The organism is Streptomyces sp. NPDC023157, assembly GCF_055560575.1.
This window is the reverse complement of the sequence record NZ_JBVHIL010000006.1, coordinates 523,292-539,912: the sequence shown is the minus strand read 5'-3', so window position 1 is coordinate 539,912 and position 16,621 is coordinate 523,292. Positions and strand designations below refer to the sequence as shown.

10 protein-coding genes are annotated in these 16,621 nt (G+C 75.3%); 7 read left to right on the top strand and 3 right to left on the bottom strand.

Features of this window, described 5'->3' with window-relative positions; genetic code table 11:
* Positions 1-54: 54 nt before the first annotated feature.
* The 5 genes from ACZ3ZE_RS24170 to moeZ all read left to right on the top strand — a co-directional run bounded on the left by ACZ3ZE_RS24170 (position 55) and on the right by moeZ (position 6,176).
* Entirely contained in the window at positions 55-1,833 is a 1,779-nt protein-coding gene (locus ACZ3ZE_RS24170) for a DUF3492 domain-containing protein (RefSeq protein WP_467260642.1), read from the top strand.
* Positions 1,834-1,846: 13 nt separating this feature from the next.
* Entirely contained in the window at positions 1,847-3,097 is a 1,251-nt protein-coding gene (locus ACZ3ZE_RS24165) for a hypothetical protein (protein ID WP_467260639.1), read from the top strand.
* A 126-nt stretch (positions 3,098-3,223) separates the two neighbouring features.
* Positions 3,224-4,183, top strand: coding sequence for an NAD-dependent epimerase/dehydratase family protein (locus tag ACZ3ZE_RS24160; protein ID WP_046910969.1), 960 nt, complete (start codon positions 3,224-3,226; stop codon positions 4,181-4,183).
* Entirely contained in the window at positions 4,171-4,926 is a 756-nt protein-coding gene (locus tag ACZ3ZE_RS24155; protein WP_361166716.1) for a spherulation-specific family 4 protein, read from the top strand. Before ACZ3ZE_RS24160 ends, ACZ3ZE_RS24155 begins: the two co-directional genes overlap by 13 nt.
* A 71-nt stretch (positions 4,927-4,997) precedes the next feature.
* Positions 4,998-6,176, top strand: coding sequence for an adenylyltransferase/sulfurtransferase MoeZ (gene moeZ / locus ACZ3ZE_RS24150; RefSeq protein WP_467260636.1), 1,179 nt, complete (start codon positions 4,998-5,000; stop codon positions 6,174-6,176).
* A 122-nt stretch (positions 6,177-6,298) separates the two neighbouring features.
* Here moeZ and ACZ3ZE_RS24145 read toward each other — a convergent pair whose 3' ends face one another.
* The 3 genes from ACZ3ZE_RS24145 to ACZ3ZE_RS24135 form a co-directional block, all read right to left on the bottom strand.
* On the bottom strand, positions 6,299-7,864 hold the full coding sequence (locus ACZ3ZE_RS24145) for an alpha/beta hydrolase (RefSeq protein ID WP_467260632.1): 1,566 nt from the start codon (positions 7,862-7,864) through the stop codon (positions 6,299-6,301).
* Between the two features lie 54 nt (positions 7,865-7,918).
* Positions 7,919-9,493, bottom strand: a complete 1,575-nt coding sequence (locus tag ACZ3ZE_RS24140; protein WP_361625330.1) for an alpha/beta hydrolase — start codon at positions 9,491-9,493, stop codon at positions 7,919-7,921.
* Between the two features lie 73 nt (positions 9,494-9,566).
* Complete coding sequence (locus tag ACZ3ZE_RS24135; protein ID WP_361166728.1) at positions 9,567-12,209, bottom strand: lysylphosphatidylglycerol synthase transmembrane domain-containing protein; 2,643 nt, start codon at positions 12,207-12,209, stop codon at positions 9,567-9,569.
* 156 nt (positions 12,210-12,365) lie between these two features.
* Here ACZ3ZE_RS24135 and ACZ3ZE_RS24130 point away from each other — a divergent pair, with 156 nt between their 5' ends.
* Positions 12,366-12,716: an MGMT family protein gene (locus tag ACZ3ZE_RS24130; protein WP_361166731.1), complete on the top strand. Its 351-nt coding sequence runs from the start codon at positions 12,366-12,368 to the stop codon at positions 12,714-12,716.
* A gap of 155 nt (positions 12,717-12,871) precedes the next feature.
* Positions 12,872-16,501, top strand: coding sequence for an ATP-dependent helicase (locus tag ACZ3ZE_RS24125; RefSeq protein WP_467260629.1), 3,630 nt, complete (start codon positions 12,872-12,874; stop codon positions 16,499-16,501).
* The last annotated feature ends 120 nt before the right edge of the window (positions 16,502-16,621 follow it).

Sequence of the window (16,621 nt, the reverse complement as noted above, 5' to 3'; positions counted from 1 at the left end):
GCGGGTCACCGGACCGAAAGGTGGCCGCCGTCACGGGAGATCGGGGGTGTGCACATGCGGATCGGACTGCTCACGGAGGGTGGGTATCCGTACGCCACGGGTGAGTCCGGGCTCTGGTGCGACCGGCTCGTACGCGGCCTCGCCCCGCACGAGTTCGACGTCTACGCCCTCAGCCACGACGCCCGCCACGAAGCCGCCGGCCGGCTGCCCCTCCCGCCCAACGTCCGCGAGGTGCGCACCGCCTCGCTCTGGGCCCCCGAGGACGACACCCGCACCCACGGCCGCCGCGAACGCCGCCGCTTCGAGACCGCCTTCCGCGACCTCGCGGCCGGGATCTGCGCGGATCAGGATCAGACGGTGGCGGCAGGGGGAACCCGGGCCGGGACCGCCGACGGGAGACCTCGGGCCGGGGGCCCCGGGAGCGGGCCCGTCGCGGGGGAGCCCTGGGGCCGGCGCGCCGCCGGGGAGACCCGGGCCGGGGACGCCGTCGCGGTCGCCCTCGCGGACGCCCCCGAGCGTTTCGCCGCGGGCCTGTACGGCCTCGCCGAACTCGCCCGCTCCCACGGCGGACTGCGCGCCGCGCTGCGGTCCCAGACCGCCGTGCGTGTCCTGGAGTCCGCGGGCCGGGCCCCCGGGGCGCGCCGCGGCCTCGCCGCCGCCACCGTCCCCGACCACCTCGCCTTCCTCGACCGGCTGGAGCGCGCCCTGCGCCCGCTCTCCCTCGACTGGTACGACGAGGAGGGCCCGGGTCTCGGCCGGGCCGACCTCTGCCACGCCGCCTCGGCGGGGGCGGCGGCGCTCCCCGGCCTCCTGGCCAAACGCTTCTTCGGGACCCCGCTGCTCGTCACCGAGTACGGCGTCCAGCTGCGCGCCCACTACCTCGCCGCCGCCGACGCCCCGCTCGCCACCCCGGTCCGCGCCCTGCTCGCCGCCTTCCACGGCCGGCTCGCCGGCGAGGTCTACCGCCAGGCCGACCTCCTCACCCCCGGCAACGCCCACGCCCGCCGCTGGCAGGAGCGGTGCGGCGCCGACCGCGCCAAGCTGCGCACCGTCCACCCGGGCATGGCCGCCGACCGCTTCGCCGAGGTCGGCGAGGACGAGGAGAGCGGCGACCCGGCGACCCTCTCCTGGATCGGCCGCGTCGAGCCCGCCAAGGACCTCATCGCCCTGCTGCACGCCTTCGCCGACATCCGCCGCAGACAGCCCGACGCCCGGCTGCGGATCATCGCCGCGCCGGTGCGCGAACCCGGCGCCGCCGCGTACCTCGCGCACTGCCGCAACCTCGCCGAACAGCTCTTCCCCGACGAGGCCGCGGGCCGGCACGCCATCGGCGAGAACCCCGTCTCCTTCGAGGAGCTGGGCGGCCCCGAGGCCCCGACCCTGGAGGAGGCCTACGCCTCCAGCGCCGTCGTCGTCCTGTCCAGCGTCGTCGAGGGCTTCCCCGTGAGCCTCGTCGAGGCGATGTTCTGCGCCCGGGCCACCGTCTCCACCGACGTCGGCGCGGTCGTCGAGGTCATCGGCGGCACCGGACTCGTCGTCCCCCCGCGCAACCCAAAGGCGCTCGCCGACGCCTGCCTCGCGCTGCTGCGCGACCCCGAGCGCCGCCACCGCCTGGGCGCCGCAGCCCGCGCCCGCGCCCTGGAGCTCTTCACGGTCGAACAGAACCTGGCGGCGTTCCGCGGCATCTACCTCGAACTCCTCTCTCACGCGCCGGTGTGCCGCCGCACCGCCCAGGCCGTGCCCTTCGCGCACCCGGCCGAGGCGTACGTGCCGGGCAGCTGGGCCGACCAGCCCGTCACCGCCGCGGCCGGTACGGGAGACACCGATGTCTGAAGGAGGCACCCCCATGCGCGGCCCCGCCGCACCCACCAGCCCCGGCCCCTGGGACCCCCGCTCCGAGGCCCTGCTCCGGCTCGCCGCCCCGGCCCTCGCCCCGCCGGCCCCGGCCAGGGCTGCCGAAGCGATTCAGCAGCCCGCCCCCGCACTCGGCCCCCGCGCCCCCCGGCGCGCCACCGCCGACCCCGTCAAAGCCCTGATGCACCGCCACCGCGAGCTGTGCGAACGGGCCGTCGACCCCCTGGAGATCGCCGCCGGACTCGAAGCCCACGGCGTCACCGACCGCACCGCCGCCCGCTTCCGGCACCGCGACGTCTTCTCGCTCGCCGAGGAGCTGTACGCCCGGGTGCCCCGCGGCGACTCCCCGCCCGCCCGCCCCGCCCCCGAGACGCCCGCCCCCGGCGGAACGGCGGCCTGGGCGCTCGCCGCCTGCGCCCCCGGCGCCGTCGCCGCGCTCACCACCGCCGGCCTCGCCCTCACCGAAGGGGCGCCGCGCGGCGCGGTCGGCGCGCTCGGGGCCCTCGGCCTCGCCGCCGCCCTCCTCGTCGCCGTACGCCGCGGCCCCCTGCACGCCGAAGGGCGCACCGCGCCCGCCGCCCGACTCGGGACCCTGTGGCTGCTCGCCTACGCGGTGGCCGGCGACGGCCTCCTCGACCAGCTCCTGACCGGCGGCCCCGACGGCGCCTGGTTCCTCGTCACCCCCGGCGTCACCCCCGGCACCACCTCCGCCGAGGCCGACGGCGCCTGGCTCCTCGACACCGGCCCCCTGCTCGCCCTCGCCCTGGCCGTCGCCCCCGCCGCCTGGTGCGCCCGGCTCTTCGCCGTCCGCGCCCGCCGGCGGCTCGCCGCCAGCCGGGGCCTGGCCGACTTCGCGGCGGGCGTCCGCCCGCTGCTGCTCTCCACCGTCGCCCTCCCCCTCGTCCTGCTCGCCGGGCTCCTCGCCCTCACCGGCTTCAGCCCCGGCGCGCTCGCCCTCGGCGCCCTGCTGCTGCTCGCCCGGCTGCTCACCGTGCACGGGCCGCCCGAGACCGCCGCCAACGGCCTCGCCGCCGCCTGCGCCGCCGAGGCCCTCTCCCTCGCCCTCGTCCTCGCCGCCCGGCTCCCGGGCTGCGCCTTCCTCGACGCCCCGGTCCGCGCCGCCGTCGACACCTGGGGACCCGCCGCCGTACCCGCCCTCGCGTGCGGCGTCGCGGCCCTCGCCCTCCTGGCCCACGCCACCACCGCCCTCGCCCGGGCCTCGGCGCACGCCACCGCCCGCTGATCCCCGGCGCACCCGCGGAGCCGACGCCGCGGGCGCTCCCCCCGTACCTGGACCATCCCAAGGAGACCCAACAGACATGACGCGCCAACCCCACGCCACGGCCGGTCGGCACGAAGGGGCCGCACGATGAGGGTGCTGCTGCTCGGAGCCAACGGATTCATCGGCCGCTTCGTCGCCGACCGGCTGCTCGCCGATCCGGCGGTGCACCTCACCGCCCTCGGCCGCGGCGACGACGCCGACGTACGGTTCGACCTCGCGACCGGCAGCCCCGGTGCCCTGACCCGGTTCCTCGACGCCGTCCACCCCGGAGTCGTCGTCAACTGCGCGGGCGCCACCCGCGGCGGCGCCCGCGAGCTGACCCGGCACAACACCGTCGCCGTCGCCACCGTCTGCGAGGCCCTGCGCCGCAGCGGCTGCGGCGCCCGCCTGGTCCAGGTCGGCTGCGCCTCCGAGTACGGGCCCAGCCAGCCCGGCTCGTCGACCGCCGAGGACGCCGTGCCCCGCCCCGGCGGCCCGTACGGCGTGTCCAAGCTGGCCGCGACCGAACTCGTCCTCGGCTCAGGACTGGACGCCGTCGTCCTGCGGGTGTTCTCGCCGGTCGGCCCCGGCACCCCGGCCGGCTCCCCGCTCGGCCGGCTCGCCGAGGCCATGCGCCGCGCCATGCAGGCCGGCGACGGCGAGCTCAAGCTCAGCGGTCTGGGCGTGCAGCGTGACTTCGTGGACGTACGGGACGTCGCCCGCGCCGTCCACGCCGCCTCGCTCTCCGCCGCCCAGGGCGTCGTCAACATCGGCACCGGCCGCGCGGTCCGGCTCCGGGACGCGGCCGCCGTCCTCGCCCGCGTCGCCGGGTTCGCCGGCACGCTCCACGAGCTGGACGGGCCGCCGCCGCGCCCGGTCATCGGCGCCCCGCGCACCGAGACCATCGCCGAGCAGCTGGCCGCCGCCCCCTTCCCGTACCCCGACGGCTGCGGGCCCTGGCAGCAGGCCGACGTGCGCACCGCGCGCGACCGGCTCGGCTGGCGGCCGCGGATCAACCTGGAGGAGTCGCTGGCGGACATCTGGATGGAGGCGGCATGCCGCATCTAGCCGCCACCGGCACGGCGCTGGCGATGGGGGTGGGCGTCCCCGGCTACGCCCACCCGCTGCTCGCCCCCGTCGAGTGGGCCGAACTCACCCGCCCCGGCACCCCCGTCCACTGGGCCGTCCTGAACGTGGCGGAGGGGCCGGGCGCCCGGCCCGACCCGCACTGCCTGGAGGCCGCCGGGAAGCTGCGCAACGCGGGCGTCCGGGTGCTCGGCCACATCGACCTGCGGCACGGCTCCCGGCCCTTCGGCGAGGTCGTCTCGGACGCCCAGCGCTTCCTCGACTGGTACAAGGCCGACGGCTTCTACCTGGACCGCGCCCCGGCCGACCGGGCCGACCTGCCGGCGGTGCGGCGGATCTCGGCGACGCTGGAGGCGCTGCTCGACGGGGAGCGGGGGGACCGGGGCCGCGCCCATCTCGTCCTGGGCCACGGCACCCACCCGTACCCCGGCTACGCGGAGGCGGCCGACCAGCTGGTCACCTTCTCCGGGGCCTGGGCGGACTACCGCTGGTCGCAGGTGGCGGAGTGGACGGCCGACCATCCGGCGGGGAAGTTCGTCCACCTGGTCCACGGGGTGCCCCGGACCCATCTGGAGGAGGCCCTGCGGATCGCCCGCTGGCAGGGCGCGGCGACGGTCTTCTTCACCGACCGCCGGGGCCGGCCGGGACAAACCGACCAATTCCACACGCTGCCCGGCTACTGGGACGAAATTGTCTCGCGTATCGGACGGGGTGTCTCGGAATGAGAAGGGGCGTGGCAGTGTTGTGCGCAGAACCACCGTAGTGAAATACCGACCAGAGTATTGATGAGGTCTCCGTGTCGCTGCCACCCCTGGTCGAGCCGGCTGCCGAGCTCACCGTTGACGAGGTCCGCAGGTACTCCCGCCACCTGATCATCCCGGACGTCGGGATGGACGGGCAGAAGCGGCTCAAGAACGCGAAGGTGCTCTGTGTGGGCGCGGGCGGCCTCGGCTCGCCCGCCCTCATGTACCTGGCCGCGGCCGGTGTCGGCACGCTCGGCATCGTGGAGTTCGACGAGGTCGACGAGTCGAACCTGCAGCGCCAGATCATCCACAGCCAGGCGGACATCGGCCGTTCCAAGGCGGCGTCCGCGAGGGACTCGGTCCTCGGCATCAACCCGTACGTGAACGTGATCCTCCACGAAGAGCGGCTCGAGGCCGACAACGTGATGGACATCTTCAGCCAGTACGACCTGGTCGTCGACGGCACCGACAACTTCGCGACCCGGTACCTGGTCAACGACGCCTGCGTGCTGCTCGACAAGCCGTACGTGTGGGGCTCGATCTACCGCTTCGACGGCCAGGCCTCGGTCTTCTGGTCCGAGTACGGCCCCTGCTACCGCTGCCTCTACCCGGAGCCCCCGCCGCCGGGCATGGTCCCCTCCTGCGCCGAGGGCGGCGTCCTGGGCGTGCTCTGCGCGTCCATCGGCTCCATCCAGGTCACCGAGGCCATCAAGGTGCTCGCCGGCGTGGGCGACCCGCTGGTCGGCCGCCTGATGATCTACGACGCCCTGGAGATGCAGTACCGCCAGGTCAAGGTCCGCAAGGACCCCGACTGCGCGGTCTGCGGCGAGAACCCGACCGTCACCGAGCTCATCGACTACGAGGCCTTCTGCGGCGTCGTGTCCGAGGAGGCCCAGGAGGCGGCGCTCGGCTCGACGATCACTCCCAAGCAGCTCAAGGAGTGGATCGACGAGGGCGAGAACATCGACATCATCGACGTCCGCGAGCCGAACGAGTACGAGATCGTCTCGATCCCGGGCGCGCGCCTGATCCCGAAGAACGAGTTCCTGATGGGCACCGCCCTCCAGGACCTCCCGCAGGACAAGCGGATCGTCCTGCACTGCAAGACGGGTGTCCGCAGTGCGGAAGTCCTCGCCGTGCTCAAGGCCGCGGGCTTCGCGGACGCCGTGCACGTCGGCGGCGGCGTGATCGGCTGGGTCCACCAGATCGAGCCCGAGAAGCCGGTCTACTAGGACCGACTGAATCCGTCTGTAGGGAAGGGCCCGGACCTCTTACGAGGTCCGGGCCCTTCCCCATGTGCCGCCGTACCTCTTACGAGGTCCGGGCCCTTCCCCATGTGCCGCCGTCGGGATCCTCAGGAGCACTTCGTGCCGTACGCGGGCACCTTCCCGTCCAGGAAGTACGCGTCGACCGTCCGCGTCACGCACGCGGAGGAGCCGTACGCCCCGTGCCCCTCGCCGCGGTTGCTGACGAGCACGCCGACCCCGCTGCCCAGCGCCTTCGCCATCCGCTCCGCACCCTCGTACGGGGTGGCCGGGTCGCCGGTGGTGCCGACGACCAGGACCGGGGCGGCGCCGGGCGCGCGCACGTCCAGGGTCGTGTCCGCGCCCTTCACCGGCCAGTTCGCGCACCAGCCGGCCGTGTCCCAGGCCAGGAACTCGCCGAAGACAGGCGAGAGACGGCGGAACTCGGGCAGCAGCGCACGGGCCTCGGCGAGCGTCGGACGCTCGGCCGAGTCGGCGCAGGAGATCGCCCGCTGGGAGTGGGACTGGGTGGAGTAGTGGCCGGACTCGTCCCGGTCGTCGTACCAGTCGGCGAGCCGCAGCAGCTCCTTGCCGTCGCCGTCCTCCGCCCGGGACAGCGCGCTGGTGAGCAGCGGCCAGCTCTGCTGCGAGTAGAGCGGCATCACCACGCCGGTCAGGGCGAGCGACTGGGTCAGCTTCCGGTCGCCGACGGCGAGCGGCGCCCGGTCGAGCCGCGCGAGCAGCCGCGTGATCCGCTGCGAACCGGCCTTCGGGTCCTGCCCGGTGGACCGCAGGTAGTTGTCGAGGGCCCGCTGGAAGCCGATCGTCTGGTTGCGGGCGTGCCCGACGCTGTCGGCGGTCGGGTCGACGACGGCGTCGAGGACGAACCGCCCCACGTTCTTCGGGAAGAGATGCGCGTACGCGGCGCCGAGCTGCGTCCCGTAGGACATGCCGAAGTAGTGCAGCCTGTCGTCGCCGAGGACCTGGCGGACGAGATCGAGGTCGCGGGCCGTGTCGGCGGTCGTGGTGTGCGGCAGCAGCTTGCCGGAGCGGCGGGCGCAGCCGGCGCCGAAGGCCGTGGCGTCGTCGAGGAAGCGCTTCTCCTCGGCGGCCGTGTCGGGCGTCGAGTCGACCGTCCGCTCGGCGGCGTCCTGTTCGGCGTCGTCCCGGCAGACCACGCCGGCGCTGCGCTGGACCCCGCGCGGGTCGAAGCCGACCAGGTCGAAGCGGCGCCCGAGGCTGCCGTACTCGCTCGCCGCGCGGGGCAGGATGTCGACGCCGGAGGCGCCGGGCCCGCCGAAGTTGAACAGCAGCGACCCGAGCCGCGCGCCCTTGTCCCCGGCCTCCTTGCGGATCAGCGCGACCGGGATCGTCTCGCCGTCCGGCCGCGCGTAGTCGAGGGGCACCCGGACGTCCGCGCACCGCCAGGCCGAACCGGGCTTCTCGCCGCCCTCGGGGGCCGGGCAGCGCTTCCAGGCGAGGCGCTGCCCGGTGAGCGAGGCCGGCAGCCCGCCGGACGGCTTGGCGCCGCCGGTGGCCGGGGGAGCGGAGGAGGAGGCGGGCGCCGGCGTGGGCGCGCCGTCCGGGCCGCCGGGGCTCGCGCACCCGGCGGCGAGGATCCCCACGAGGGCGAGGACGGCGCCCCCGGCCTGCCTGCGTATGCCCGCACCCGACATGAGCGACCCCCCGTGATCCGTACCGGACCGCCATCGTAGGCGGCGGGCCCGCGCCTACTGGCAGACGGTCCCGGCGGCCGGCACCTTGCCGTCCAGGAGGTACGCGTCGGTGGCGCCCTTCACACAGGTGTTGCCGCTGCTGTAGGCGCCGTGGCCCTGCCCCTTGTACGTCAGCTCCACGCCGACGCCCGGGCCGAGGGCGTCGACCATGGAGCGGGCGCCCTCGTACGGGGTGGCCGGGTCGCCGGTGTTGCCGATGACCAGGATCGGGGCGGAACCGGCGGCGGCGACGTTCGGGTGGTCCCAGGCGCCGGGCACCGGCCACTGGGCGCAGCTGGACAGCGCCCAGGCCATGAAGTCGCCGAAGACGGCGGAGGCCTGACGGAACTCGGGGACGCGCTCCTTGGCCTGCGCCAGCGTGAAGCGCTGCTTGAAGTCCACGCAGTTGATGGCGGCGTTGGCGGCCTGGATGTTGCTGTAACTTCCGGTCTGGTTGCGCCCGTTCATAGAGTCGGACAGGGCGAGCAGCAGGGCGCCGTTGCCGCCGTCGGCCTCGTCGAGCCCCTGCTCCAGATAGGGCCAGAACTCCTTCGAGTACAGCGACTGCGCGATGCCGTTGGTGGCCTGGGTCTGGGTGAGCATCCGGTCGCCGATGCCGGGGATCGGCTTCTCGTCGAGGCGGGCGAGCAGATCGGTGATGAACGCCTCGATCCCGGCGACGCTGTCGCCGGGCAGCACGCACGCGTCGCCCCGGGCCACGCAGTCCTTGGCGAAGTTGTCGAGCGCCAGCTGGAAGCCCTTGGTCTGCCCGAGCGCACCCTCCTCGACCCCGGAGGCCGGGTCGACGACGGCGTCGAACACGGCGCGCCCCACGTTCTTCGGGAAGAGGTGGGCGTAGACGCCGCCGAGCTCCGTCCCGTACGAGATGCCGAAGTAGTGCAGCTTGTCGTCGCCCAGGACGCGCCGCATCAGGTCCAGGTCGCGGGCGGCGTTCTCGGTGCCGACGTAGGGGAGTTCGGGTCCGGCGTCCTTCTCGCAGCCGCCCGCGTACTTCTTCTGCGCCTCGTCCAGCGTGCGCTCCTCGGCCGCGTCGTCGGGCGTGAAGTCGAGGGCGTAGTAGGCGTCGAGCTCCTTGTCGGTCGCGCACTCGACGGGTTCGCTGCGGCCGACGCCGCGCGGGTCGAAGGAGACGAGGTCGTAGCGGGAGCGCAGCGACTCGAAGTCGGTGGCGAAACTGGGGAGCCCGGTGATGCCGGAGCCGCCGGGCCCGCCGAAGTTGAACACCAACGAGCCGATCCGGCGCTGCTGGTCGCGTGCCTTGGCCCGGATCAGGGCCAGGTCGACGGTGTCGCCGTCGGGCTTCGCGTAGTCGAGGGGCGCGGTCATGAACGAGCACTCCCACTTCGCGCCGTCGGGCAGCGGCGACGGCGCGGGCCCGCCGCCCTCGGCCGGGGACGGCGGCAGGCACGGGGACCACTCCAGCTTCTGAGCCGCGAGCCGGTCGAGCCCCGTGGGCCCGCTGGTCGCGGGAGTCACGGCACCGGGGTCTCCGCCGTCCGAGCACCCGGCGGCGAGGAGCACGGTGGTCGCGGTGAGCAGGGCGGCGCGCTGAGCTGCGGAGATCGGCATGGACCCATCGTGAGCCGCCCGCCGACCCCCCGCGCGGGAGGTGGTCCAAGCGGGTGGCTCCGCCCCGCCCCCGCTACAGCGCCTCGCGCTTGCTCAGCCAGTTGAAGCACAGCCAGCCCGGCAGCACCGGGAGCCACAGCGTCAGCAGGCGGAACAGCAGCACCGCGGGGGTGGCGACCTCCAGCGGGAGTCCCACCGCGACCAGGCCGAAGGTGAGCGCGCCCTCGACCGCGCCGACACCGCCGGGGGTCGGGGCCGCCGAGCCGAGCGCGTTGCCCGCGAGGAAGACGACGGCGACGCTGGCGTAGCTGACCGACACGTCGCCGTGCCCGAAGGCGCGGATCGAGGCGTCCAGGCAGAACACGAACGCGCCGGTGAGCAGCAGCATGCCGCCGATGCCGGTGACCAGCTTCATGGGCCGCTGGAGCACGTCCAGCATGCGCGGCACGACACCCGCGAAGAGCGAGCGCAGTCGCGTCGAGACGAACTTGCGCATGAACGGGATGGCCGTCACGACCAGGACGAGCACGGCGACCGTCAGCAGGCCCGCGATCACGGTCCTCGACGGGGTGAAGGACTGCGACTTCTCCGTGCCGGTGAGGTAGCCGAACGACAGCAGCAGCAGGATGTGCACCCCGAGCTGGAACAGCTGCGAGGCGCCCACACTGGCGACCGCGAGCCCCGGGCGTACGCCCGCGCGCTGGAGGAAACGGGTGTTCAGGGCGACTCCGCCGACCGCCGCCGGGGCGACGATCTTCACGAAGGAGCCGGCGACCTGGGCCACCACGGTCCGCCAGAAGCCGACCCGCTCGGGCACGAAGCCGAGCAGGCTCATCGCCGCCGCCACATAGCTGATGGCGGAGAAGACGACCGCCGCCGCGACCCAGCGCCAGTCGGCCTCGCTGACCGTCGACAGCGGGGTGCGGGCGATCTGCGAGAGCAGGAAGTACGCGGCGACGGCACCGGCGATCAGGCTGACCAGGGTGCGCGGCTTGATCCGCTCCAGGCGGACCGGCTCCACCGGGGCCTGCGGCCGGATCTTCAGCACCTGGTGCCGGATCTGCGCGAGCAGGTCCTCCTCGCGGGCCTCGTCCAGGGCCTCGTCCAGCGCCCGCTTCTCCGCCCTCTTGTCGGCCAGCTTCTCCTCCCGGGCCACCTTCCGGTCGGTCTCCAGGTTCGCCTGGGCCCGCGCCTCGGCCCGGGCGGCCTTGGCCGTCTCGGAGGCGGCGAGCACGGCCTCGCGCTCGCGCGCGGAGCGTTCCCGGGCCAGCCGGCGCAGCTCCGCCCGGGTGGAGCGGCTCAGCGCGATCGGCTGGAGCAGCGGCAGACAGTCGGCGATGGGGTCGGGGCCGAGCACCTCGACGGCGGCGGCGACCGCCCGCTCGGCGCCCACCCGCAGTCCGAGGGTGGTGAGCAGCTGGGCGATGTCCATCCGCAGGATCAGGTCGCCGGCGGCGATCTCGCCGCCCCGCAGGTCCGTCAGGATCACCTTGCCGGAACGATCCACCAGAATCGCGTCCCCGGCGAGCCTGCGGTGCGCGATCCGGCGCGACTGGAGGGCCTTCACCTGGCGCCAGGCGCTGCGCACCAGGTCGTCGGTGATCTCCTCGTCGTCCAGCGAGTCGAGGGTCCGGCCGCCGAGGTGCTCGTAGACGAGCATCACGGCGTCCGGGCCGAGCTCGGAGGTGGCGATCAGCTTCGGCGCGTTGGCGCCGGCGGCGATCGCCGCGTAGGCGAGGAGCGCCTCCTGCTCCAGGGCCTGGCGCAGCGAGACGATCGAGCGGCGGGTGGTGATGGTGCGCAGGGTGAGGCGCCGCCAGGCCCGGTAGAAGAAGCCGTGCGCCTGCTGCTCGCGGTCGACGACCGTGACGTCGAGCGGCGGCCCGTCCTCCAGGGTCACGATGTAGCGGCGGCCCCGGTCGCCGCTGTCCGCCGCGTCCGGCACGCCCTCGGCGCGCAGCGCGGTCACCGGCCGGAAGCCGACGCGGCGCAGGCCCGCGAGGAGCGTCTGCCCGGTCGGCCGGACGTTGGGGGAGCCGACGGCGTACAGCGTCCCGTACGCGACGGTCCAGCCGATCAGCACGGTCAGGATGATCGAGAGGGCGGTGGTGTACCCGGCGACCAGCATGGTGAAGGCGTCGAGCAGCAGCACCATCCACAGCACGACCCGCCAGCGCGGTCTTCGGGCCATGCCGACGGCGGTCATGTACGCGATGACCGGCGCGAGGTAGTTGTGCACGGGGTCGGTGAGCCCGCCGCCGGACTGCGGCTGGGTCAGCGCGTCCTGGATGGTGCCGGGGGCGGCGTTGGCCACCCACAGGTCGGTGGCGAGGGTCACGCCGTGCGCGAGGACCGCGGCGAGCACGCCGTCCGCGATCCGCAGCCCGTCGCGCTTGACGAGCCGCTCGATGGCGAAGGCCACCGGCACGAGCAGGACGGCGATCGACGAGACGAGCCCCGCGATCTTGACGAAGACGTCGGGGGCGCCGCCGGCGCCCTTGTTGATGTCCTGTTCGAGTCCCGAGGTCGTGCCGTGGGCGAAGGCGGCGATGGCGAGGACGACGGCGATGGCGAGGATGCCGATCAGCAGGCGCATCAGGTCCGAGGGGCGGTGGACCCGGGCGGCGAGCAGCGGCTCGTCGCCGGAGACGCGCTCGGGCAGGTTGGACGGCGCCTCGCCGGGAGACTGCCCCGGAGGCTGGATGTCGTGCCCCATCACCATGTCCGTCTCTGCATGCCGTGTCGTGGCGGCCCGTGCCGCCTCATCCGTCGCTTGTTCTTGTTCTCGTATCACCAGTCACCGCCCGCACGATGGTGGCATGAAGCGGGGCCGTACGGAGGCATCAGGGGGTTGTCGGTGCGGTGAGGCAGGATGACCCGAATGGAGAACCAGGAGCTGCCCGAGCTGCCCGATTATGCGGAACGGGTCCTTCAGGCCGCCGAGGAGATCCCGCCCGGCCGGGTGATGACCTACGGGGACGTCGCCGAGTACGTGGGGGAGGGCGGCCCGCGCCAGGTCGGCCGGATCATGGCCCTGTACGGCGGTTCGGTGCCCTGGTGGCGCGTGGTGCGGGCGGACGGCGCCCTGCTGCCCGGACACGAGACACGTGCGCTTGGTCACTACCGGGCCGAGGGCACCCCGCTGCGCCAGCCCCAGGGCGGCGGCCCGCCGCGCCTGGACATGCGCCGGGCCCGCTGGGACGGCACGGCTCCGCGGGGCTGAGGCGCCGGGCGGGACGGCCCCGGGTCGCCGCGGGGATCGCGTACCGTCGAGGTTCGCGCTTCTCACCCGAGCACCCCGAGAGGCCGGCGCACCCCGGGCACACCTCGCACCCCGAGCTGCCCGCCCACCCTCCACCAGCAGGACCGGCGACCCACGTGACTTCCTCCTCCACCCTCGCGGCTGTGCGGGGCCCCGGCGCGTACCGGCTGGTGCGGACCGTGCCGGCGCCGGTGCGGCCCCCTGTGCTGGACGCAGCGCAGCGCGAGGTGGTTGACCACACCGGCGGACCGCTCCTGGTCCTCGCCGGACCCGGCACCGGGAAGACGACGACGCTGGTGGAGGCGGTCGCGGCCCGGCTGGAGCGGGGCGCCGACCCCGAGCGGATCCTCGTCCTCACCTTCAGCCGCAAGGCGGCCGTCGAACTCCGCGACCGGATGGCGGCCCGGCTCGGCGGGCGGCGGCCCCCGCAGGCGACCACCTTCCACTCGTACTGCTACGCCCTGATCCGCGCCCACCAGGACGCCGAGCTCTTCGCCGAGCCGCTGCGGCTGCTCTCCGGACCCGAACAGGACCTCGCCGTCCGCGAGCTGCTCGCCGGACAGATCGACCTGGAGAAGGCGGGCCTCGGCCGGGTCCGCTGGCCCGACGAACTGCGCGCCTGCCTCACCACCCGCGGCTTCGCCGACGAGGTCCGCGCCGTCCTCGCCCGCTCCCGCGAGCTGGGCCTGGGACCGCGCGCCCTGGAGGAGTTCGCCCGGCGGGTCGGGCGCCCCGACTGGCGGGCCGCCGCCGGCTTCCTCGCCGAGTACCTGGACGTCCTCGACCTCCAGGGCGTCCTCGACTACACGGAGCTCGTCCACCGGGCCGTCCTGCTCGCCGACTCCGCCGACCCGGGCGTGCTCCCCTCGTACGACGCGATCTTCGTCGACGAGTACCAGGACACCGACCCGGCCCAGGTCCGGCTGCTGCGCGCGCTCGCGGGGCACGCGACGGGGCCGGGCGGGGGGCGGACGGTGCTCGCCTTCGGCGACCCCGACCAGTCGATCTACGCCTTCCGCGGCGCCGACGTCAACGGCATCCTCGACTTCCCCGAGACCTTCGGCGGTACGGTCCGCGTCCTCGGCACCTCCCGCCGCTCCGGCGCCGGCCTGCTCGCCGCCACCCGCCTGCTCACCCAGCGCATGCCGCTGCCCCGGCTCCCCGCCGACAAGGCGCGGGCCCACCGCGCGCTCACCCCGGTACGGGACGGGGGCCGGGTGGAGGTCTACACGTACCCCACCGCCTCCACCGAGACCGACAACATCGCCGACCTCCTGCGCCGGGCGCACCTGGAGGACGGCGTCCCCTGGCACGAGATGGGCGTCCTCACCCGAGCCGCCGCCCACCTCCCGTCCCTCCGCCGCGCCCTCACCTCCGCCGGCGTCCCCGTCGAGACCGACGCGGCCGACACCCCCCTGCGCCACGAACCGGCGGTGGCACCCCTGCTCCTCGCCCTGCGGGCGGCGGCCTCGGGGGAGGCGGGGGCGGGGGAGACCCACGCGGAGGAGGCTCCTGGCGCTCAGGGCGACGCGGACGAGAGCCCTGACGGAGGCGCACACGGCGGTGGCCCGGACGCGGGCCCCGACGGCGAAGCCCACGGCGGCTCGGGCGGGGGCCTTGGCGGCCACGCCCACGGCGGTGCGTCTGACGGCGGTGCGTCTGACGGCGGTGCGTCTGACGGCGGTGCGTCTGACGGCGGTGCGTCTGACGGCGGTGCGTCTGACGGCGGCGCGCCTGACGGCGGCGCGCCTGACGGCGGCGCGCCTGATGGCGACGCGTCCGACGGCGACGCGCCCGACGGTCCCGACGGTGCCACCCGCCCCGACGGCGGGCCCCGTGGCCAGGCCCCCACCGACACCCACCCCGCTCCCTCCTGGCTCGACGTCGAGACCGCCGTCGCGCTGCTCGCCTCGCCGCTCGCCGGTATGGACCCGGCCGATCTGCGGCGGCTCGGGCGGGCGCTGCGGGACGAGGAGCGGGCCGGGGGGAACGCGGTGCCCGCGCCCTCGGACGTGCTGCTCGCGCGGGCGCTCGCGGAACCCGAGCGGCTGGTCGCGCACGAGCGCTCGTACGCCCGGGGCGCCCGGCGGCTCGGCGAGCTGCTGCGCGCCGCCCGGGCGCGGCTCGCGGCGGGCGGCACCGCCGAGGAGGCGCTGTGGCTGCTCTGGGACGGCACGCCCTGGCCCGCGCGCCTCGAACGGGCCTCCCTGCGCGGCGGCCCGGCCGGCCGCAACGCCGACCGGGACCTCGACGCCGTCTGCGCCCTGTTCGAGACCGCCGCCCGCGCCGAGGACCGGGTCGGCGGGCGCGGCGCGCTCAACTTCCTGGAGGAGCTCGACGCCCAGGACATCGCCGCCGACACCCTCACCCGCCGCCACACCCGCCCCGACGCCGTCCGCCTCATGACCGCGCACCGCTCCAAGGGCCTGGAGTGGAGCCTGGTCGTCGTCGCGGGCGTCCAGGAGGGCCTCTGGCCCGACCTGCGGCGGCGCGGCTCCCTCCTGGAGGCCGACCGCATCGGCCGCGACGGCCTCGCCGAGCCGCTGACGCCGGGCGCCCTCCTCGCCGAGGAACGGCGTCTCTTCTACGTCGCCGCCACCCGCGCCCGCGACCGGCTCGTCGTCACCGCCGTCAAGGCCCCCGCCGAGGACGGCGACCAGCCCTCCCGGTTCCTCACCGAGCTCGGCCAGGAGCCCAAGGACGTCCCCGGACGCCCCCGCCGCCCCCTCGCCGTCGCCGCCCTCGTCGCCGAGCTGCGCGCCACCACCGTCGACCCCGACGCCTCCCCGGAGCTGCGTGCCGCCGCCGCCGAACGCCTCGCCCGGCTCGCCGCCCTCACCGACGAGGACGGCACCCCGCTCGTCCCGGCCGCACACCCGGACCGCTGGTGGGGCCTGGCGGAGCCGACCCGCGCCACCGTGCCGCTGCGCGACCGCGAGCACCCGGTGGCGCTCTCCGGCTCCGCCCTCGACCAGCTCGCCAACACCTGCGCCCTCCAGTGGTTCCTGGGCCGCGAGGTCAAGGCCGACGCCCCCGCGACCGCCGCGCAGGGCTTCGGCAACGTCGTGCACGTCCTGGCCGACGAGGTCGCCTCCGGCCGTACCGCCGCCGACCTGGACGTCCTCATGGCCCGCCTGGACTCGGTGTGGGACGGCCTCGCCTTCGACGCGCCCTGGAAGTCCTCCCAGGAGAAGGCGAACGCGCGGGTCGCCCTGGAACGCTTCCTGCGCTGGCACGTCATGGACCGGGCCGGCCGCACCCCCGCCGCCACCGAGCACGACTTCGACGTCACGCTCGCCGCGGGCGCGTACCAGGTGCGCATCCGGGGTTCCATGGACCGCGTCGAGGCCGACGAACAGGGCCGTGCCTACGTCGTCGACTTCAAGACCGGCAAGTCCGCCCCCACAAAGGACGAGGTCGCCCACCACCCGCAGCTCGCCGTCTACCAGCTCGCCGTCCGCGAGGGCGCCGTCGACGAGGTGTTCGGCGGCCGGACCCCCGAGCCGGGCGGCGCCGAACTCGTCCAGCTGCGCCAGGCCGCCCCCAAGAAGGAGGGCGGCGACGCCCTCCCGAAGATCCAGGCCCAGGAACCCCTCGCGGGCGAGTGGGTCGGCGACCTGCTGGCCTCGGCGGCGGGCCGCGTCCTCGACGAGCGCTTCACCCCCAGCACCGGCCAGCACTGCGCCACCTGCTCCTTCCGCGCCTCCTGCAGCGCCCGCCCGGAGGGCCGGCACGTGGTGGAGTAGCGCCCGGCCGCCCGGCCGCCTGGCCGCCCGGCCGCCCGGCCGCCTGGCCGCCCGGCCGCCCGGGCCCCGCCGCCCGGGCCCCGGCGCCCGCGAAGTCGCGCGTACGGGACCGCTCCGGCA